The following is a 5430-nucleotide window of genomic DNA, read 5'->3' as shown; positions in this document are numbered from 1 at the left end:
ACCTAATCACTTGCCAAAGTGATTATTATCAAGCCCCTATTATGGGCGCACTGAAAGCATATAAGGAGCCGTCCTCACAGATAACACTCATATTGGTTTCCGTCTCAAAGTCCTTGACGGCAGCCTTTACACGTAGTACGTTCTCTGCATCCTCTGCCTTTCCTGCTATGATGTTCTGCGAACCTAAGTCTACATAGCGAATGGCAGAAGGAAAGATAAGATGCACGGTCTTGTCAAAGGTTACGTCCAGACCATACGGCAGTACGACACGCCCCGTTGGTATGGCACGGCTCATACCTTGAAAAAGCTCTCCCGAAGTCAGTGGACGGCTTGGTATCAGACCATCATTGTTTTCCTGTGCTGTGGCTGCTACTCCCACCATGGCAAGCATAGCCATTGATAAAATAATTTTCTTCATTGTTCCTTTTTAATTTGATGTTATTTTTTACTTATCATTTTCGATTGTCTTATTTGGACTGAACCAAGAAAAGGCGGTAGCCACCCTTGAGCGTCACCTTGACGGTGCGCAGTTTCTTCTGAAGCAGCTGACTTGCACCCTGCATCACACCACGAGCCGCCTCTGAGATAATCTGGTCTTTGGCAGAGGAAGCGAAGGTAAAAGATGTTCCCATCGAGCCACCGATATTCGCCCCGACTTCCTTAAGCGCATTGATATCCTCCGAGCCGGGGATATACACACCCTCCTGTCCGTCTATATCGTATGCCGAGAGCTTGACGGCTATGATATGACAGTCTACCTCAATGCTTTTGATAAGCAGGTGCATACGGTTACCCTCAATCTTGGCAGATGCAATCAGCCTGCTCTGCCTTGGAATACGCAGTCCCTGCACCTTGGCAGGCTCCAGCAGACGAAGCACCACATTGTCGCCCTCCTTGAGCGTGGTTGTCCTGTCCACGACCACTTTGAGCGTGTTGCGCATCGTGGATGCAGCCGTACTTGTTAGCGAATGGAAGCCCATGTTGCGTGCTCTTGTTCCATATTCCTTGATAAAATCCGCATCGCTCATCGGCTGACCGAGTGAAGTCACCACCTGTTTGCGCTCCGCCAAGACCTCCATTGACGGTGTACCGACTTGCGCAGCCTGCCCTTTAGTCACACCCATATCGGTGGTAGAAGTGGTGTTTCCCTTGCTTTCCGTAAAGGCATTACCCAATGACGGCGGCACGGATGATGTCTTGGGCAGATACTTTGCTGCCATCTGATAGCTCTTTTCCATCAGGGCAAGCTGTCGTTTCTCTTCATTGTCCTCCCTGCTGTCTTTGGAAGCCAATTCCTTTTTGAGGTTGTCAATCTCCTGTCTCATTGCTTCACGCTCCTGCTCGTGCGGGTCGGGAGCGTAAAAAGAGTTCAACAGCCGATTATTCTCCTCATAGCGGTGCATCGAGTTTTCTATCTTTGCCGTCGATGCAGCCACTTGTGCACGCTCCGCTTCCGAGGGGGCTGTGCTCTGTGCGAAGTAGTCCGACAGCTTGCCCATCTCTTCACGGGTTTGTTCTTCCTCGTGTGCCTTGTCGCCTAATTCGTAGGCTTTTAGCTTGTTGCCCGTAAGCTGCTCGGGCGTTGCCTGCGGAATACTGTCGTTCAAGCCCTGCTCGGCAGCAGTCTTATCCTTATCCGACGGTGCGAAGATAAACCACATCGAGAGGGCAAACAGCAGTCCTAATCCTCCGAAGACTAAGCCTTTCTTCATTTGTTCTTTCTGTTTATTATCCATTGTTGTTGATTTTTTGATGATGTTGTAGGTAATAATTGTCGTGTAACTCATGCAATGTGCTGTTTGTCCCTATCGGACTGTCCACCAACTTTCCTTTGGGGATGATCAGTTTCTCCTTCTTTGGAGGAAGGAAGAACTGCGCTATCATCCAAAGCGAGCAGAGCAGATAGATGAAGCTCAGCCCATAGACGATAGCCTTGCGCTGCCTTATCGTGAGCCTTTCACACCGATGACGGAGCCAAAGGTGAAATCTCAGATAATGGTGAGCGAGCAAATAGTTTACTTTTCTTGCCATAGCCTTATCGTTTATAGGTCTGTATGTCCCTGTTCTCCTTGACAAGGAAGTGTTCCATTAGAAATCCTTGCGGATTATTGTCTGAGCGGACAGAGTTCTGTAGCGTGCAGGTCGTAACAAGACTGCGCTCTGTAATGTTACTCTGACGGACGATAAACTGCCGTGCATAGGTCGTTACCGCATAGGGGTAAGTATTAAAGTTGCAACGGATAGAGTCCACCTCTATGCGCTGATTGATATTACCCGATATGGCACGGTTATAATAGCCTTTCTCCGCCAAGTCCTTATAATAATTGAAAGCCGACTTGTCGCATAGCAGGAAGGCACGCTCCATGTTCCTCTCGATGGCGTCCTTGTCAGGTGCAATGGTGAAGAACAGCTCATGAAAACGACGCACATGCTCTCTTGCCTCTACGGGACGATTACGACTTGCATCCTGACTGAGAGCCAGCATGAGCGACTTTCCCTGGTCAAGCACATAGATTTTCTCCCGCTGCTCCTTGGCGAAGCTGTACGAGGCATAGACAGCATAACCGCTTACTACCACACATACGATGGCAAAGACAAAGGCATAGAGCCGTATCTGTCTGAATGAGGTCTCGATATTATTAAGTGATTTGAATTCCATTTTTTTTCTTTCCTTTTATAGCTGTTGATGAATTAAGCATTATTGCTCCATTTCTATTTTCCTTTGAGCAGTGCACCCTTGATACGTCCACCGACATTTCCCACAGCAGCACCTGCGCCTGCCATTGCAGCCTTGCCACCAGTATATGCACCTTGAGCGCCACGCTGTGCGGTCTGGTTGACATTGCGTCCGTAGGAGCCGATACCGCCACCAGCTTCAATAATCCACCCTGCCACGGTAGGTACACAGAAGTAGCCTACAATACCGATAAGGAAGAAGACGATGTAGTACCACGTTCCTGAATCAGGCAGATAGTTAGGGTCGCTTAGCGCATCGATGTCCTTCTGCATCATTAGCACCTGTATCTTGGTGAGTAGTGCCGTGAGGATAGAACTGACAGGCAGCCACAGGTAGACAGAGATATAGCGTGAGAACCATGCCGTAAGTGAGCCTGCAAGACCATCCCATACGGCTATGCCGAACACGATAGGTCCGAGTATCGAAAGGACAATCAGAATAAAGGTGCGAAGCGTGTCGATGATGAGTCCCGAAGCATGGAACAGCAATTCTAAAAAATCGTGTACCAATTTCATGACCCATTGCTTGGTCTGATAGGCGGCACGCTCGGCATACATACCCGCTATCGTCACGGCATCCTCTGGACCGATAATGCCCATTTCCTCTATCTTCTGGTCAAACTTCTCGTTGGACACCAAGTAGGCCGTTTCGGGATTGCGCAGGTAGGCTTCCTCCTGCAACTTGTCCCGCTTGGCAGTAAGTTCTGCAAGGTTCCCCTCCTGCTGGTGTACCATCATCTCCGTTCCCTGCACTACAGGCGAGAGAACGGCATTCATCGTACCCAGTACGACTGTCGGGAAGAACATGATGCAGAAGCCCAGCACGAAAGGTCGGAGAAGCGGAAAAACATCTATTGCCTCGGCACGGGCAATGGAAGCCCATACCCGAAGAGCAATATAAAAGAGTGCACCCAAACCCGCAATACCCTTGGCAATGCCTGTCATCTGGGCACAGAGGGGCATCATCTCATCGTAGGTGGAGCGTAGCAGCTCATGTAAACTGGCAAAATCCATAAGCAAAAGTGTTTTATGAAAGTTTTTTCAAGTTCTTTTTAGTCTGTGGAATTACCAGTACCTGCTTGCCGTGTTGCCGTAGAGTGCCTTGACAGAGGCAAGGTCGTTCTTCTCACGAGCACGCACATAACTCACGGAGATATTCTTCCTTGTATAGTACGACACCAAGGAGCGGTATTCACGTAGTGTTGTATAGATACGGTCTATCTGTTGCATGCGCTCGTGGTCGTTCATGGAGAAGACATTACTCTTGACGATGGACTTGAGTTCCTTCAGGCTTTCACCACTTTGCTCGAGTAGCTTGGTGTAGCCCGAAGCTATTGCGGCGAGTTCTGTCGGGCGGAAGTTCTTATCCGAGAGCATCTTCTTATACGAGGTGACATAAATCTCCGAGATGTCGCCCACCATAAGGATGCACTCTTTGACTTTGTAGGCATCTCCTATAAGGTTATTCACTTTCTTCAAGGCATCGTAATACTTTTTGGTGTCGTTGTAGAGTTTCTCCACCTCCTTGAATCCGTCCAAGGTATTCTTTACTGTCTTCGAGGCGGTGGCAATCTCCTTGACCGTATTGGCAATGTTGCCGGCAAAGTTACCGGGATCATAGACCGTCCACTGTGCGTGAGCTTTGGGAACTGAAAGGCTCAATCCTAAGAGAGCCATGAAAATGTACTTTTTCATTGTTGCTATAGTTTTGATGGTTTATTACTTATTTCTTTTTATTGTTTCTTTTCTCGTTGGCAAGTTGTCGGATAGCGGTCTCGATGTCGCCACCGATCTGTTCCGCACGCTGCATGACCTCTACCTTCTCGGTTTCCTCCGTGGTGTAGGTCAGGTATTCCTCCATGCTCACTTCTGTGGCATAGACTGCACTCTGCATACCGCCCAGACCTATCCACACCTCCTTGTAGAGTCGGTTCGGGTCATTGTTTTGATTGATGGAGAGTATCTGGCTCTTTTCCTTTTCCGAAAGACCGAGCATCGCCTGTATACCATCGAACTTGGTCATATACTTGCGCTGGTCGAGCAGTATCTTGCAGTCGGAGTTATTGATGATGCTCTCCTTGACAATGGGCGACTGGATGATATCGTCCACCTCCTGAGTCACGACAATGGCTTCCCCGAAATACTTTCTGACGGTCTTATACAAATATTTTATGTAGTCTGCCATGTTTTCCGAAGCGATGGCTTTCCACGCTTCCTCAATAAGTATCATCTTGCGGATACCCTTTAATCGGCGCATCTTATTGATAAAGGCTTCCATGATGATAATTGTTACCACAGGAAAGAGGTCTTTGTTGTCCTTCACTTGGTCAATTTCAAAGACGATGAAACGCTTACTAAGCAGGTCGATGTTCTTGTCCGAGTTCAGCAGGAAATCATAACGACCGCCACGATAGTATTGCTTCAATGTAGTTAAGAGGTTGTTAATGTTGAAGTCCGAGAGCGTTACCTTGATGTCACGCTTTTCCATATCCTTGCGGTACACGTCCCGCAGATACTCATAGAAGGTATTGAAGCAGGGAACGATGGTATGATCCGTCCTGATAAGTTCGATATAGGCATTGACGGCAGAACCGAGTTCGCCTGCTTCGGTCTTGGTGATATGTTCATCAGCACTTTTCCAAAGTGTAAGCAGCAGCGTGCAGATACTCTCCCTTTTCTCTACATCGAAGAAAT

Annotated in this window: 6 protein-coding genes and 1 pseudogene; all 7 read right to left on the bottom strand. The window is 48.3% G+C overall.

The features are described 5' to 3' along the window. Positions 1–49: 49 nt before the first annotated feature. Positions 50–418 (bottom strand): annotated as a pseudogene (locus tag HMPREF9304_RS02095) (DUF8473 domain-containing protein); the annotation flags it as partial. 49 nt (positions 419–467) lie between these two features. Continuing rightward, positions 468–1736 (bottom strand): conjugative transposon protein TraM, encoded by a 1269-nt coding sequence (gene traM, locus HMPREF9304_RS02090; RefSeq protein WP_036900549.1) that lies wholly within the window; start codon positions 1734–1736, stop codon positions 468–470. Beyond that, positions 1729–2031: a hypothetical protein gene (locus tag HMPREF9304_RS02085; protein ID WP_036900547.1), complete on the bottom strand. Its 303-nt coding sequence runs from the start codon at positions 2029–2031 to the stop codon at positions 1729–1731. Before HMPREF9304_RS02085 ends, traM begins: the two co-directional genes overlap by 8 nt. A gap of 4 nt (positions 2032–2035) precedes the next feature. Then, the gene (gene traK, locus HMPREF9304_RS02080) at positions 2036–2659 is read right to left on the bottom strand and encodes a conjugative transposon protein TraK (protein WP_036864505.1); all 624 of its coding nucleotides are present in this window, start codon (positions 2657–2659) and stop codon (positions 2036–2038) included. Between the two features lie 53 nt (positions 2660–2712). Further along, positions 2713–3750: a conjugative transposon protein TraJ gene (traJ, locus tag HMPREF9304_RS02075; RefSeq protein WP_004358249.1), complete on the bottom strand. Its 1038-nt coding sequence runs from the start codon at positions 3748–3750 to the stop codon at positions 2713–2715. Between the two features lie 51 nt (positions 3751–3801). Next, on the bottom strand, positions 3802–4431 hold the full coding sequence (locus HMPREF9304_RS02070) for a DUF4141 domain-containing protein (protein WP_036926146.1): 630 nt from the start codon (positions 4429–4431) through the stop codon (positions 3802–3804). Positions 4432–4459: 28 nt separating this feature from the next. After that, a partial coding sequence (locus HMPREF9304_RS02065) for a TraG family conjugative transposon ATPase (RefSeq protein ID WP_036926145.1) occupies positions 4460–5430 on the bottom strand: 971 nt, incomplete at its 5' end.

The organism is Hoylesella timonensis S9-PR14 (genome assembly GCF_000762405.1).
In the GTDB taxonomy this organism is placed as follows: Bacteria; Bacteroidota; Bacteroidia; order Bacteroidales; family Bacteroidaceae; genus Prevotella; species Prevotella timonensis_A.
The sequence above is the reverse complement of the archived record's forward strand: the minus strand, read 5'-3'. Positions and strand labels throughout refer to the sequence as shown.

Coding starts and splice junctions, on each gene's coding strand:
- traM (WP_036900549.1), bottom strand. CDS start 1,736: ATGGATAATAAACAGAAAGAACAAATGAAGAAAGGCTTAGTCTTCGGA.
- HMPREF9304_RS02085 (WP_036900547.1), bottom strand. CDS start 2,031: ATGGCAAGAAAAGTAAACTATTTGCTCGCTCACCATTATCTGAGATTT.
- traK (WP_036864505.1), bottom strand. CDS start 2,659: ATGGAATTCAAATCACTTAATAATATCGAGACCTCATTCAGACAGATA.
- traJ (WP_004358249.1), bottom strand. CDS start 3,750: ATGGATTTTGCCAGTTTACATGAGCTGCTACGCTCCACCTACGATGAG.
- HMPREF9304_RS02070 (WP_036926146.1), bottom strand. CDS start 4,431: ATGAAAAAGTACATTTTCATGGCTCTCTTAGGATTGAGCCTTTCAGTT.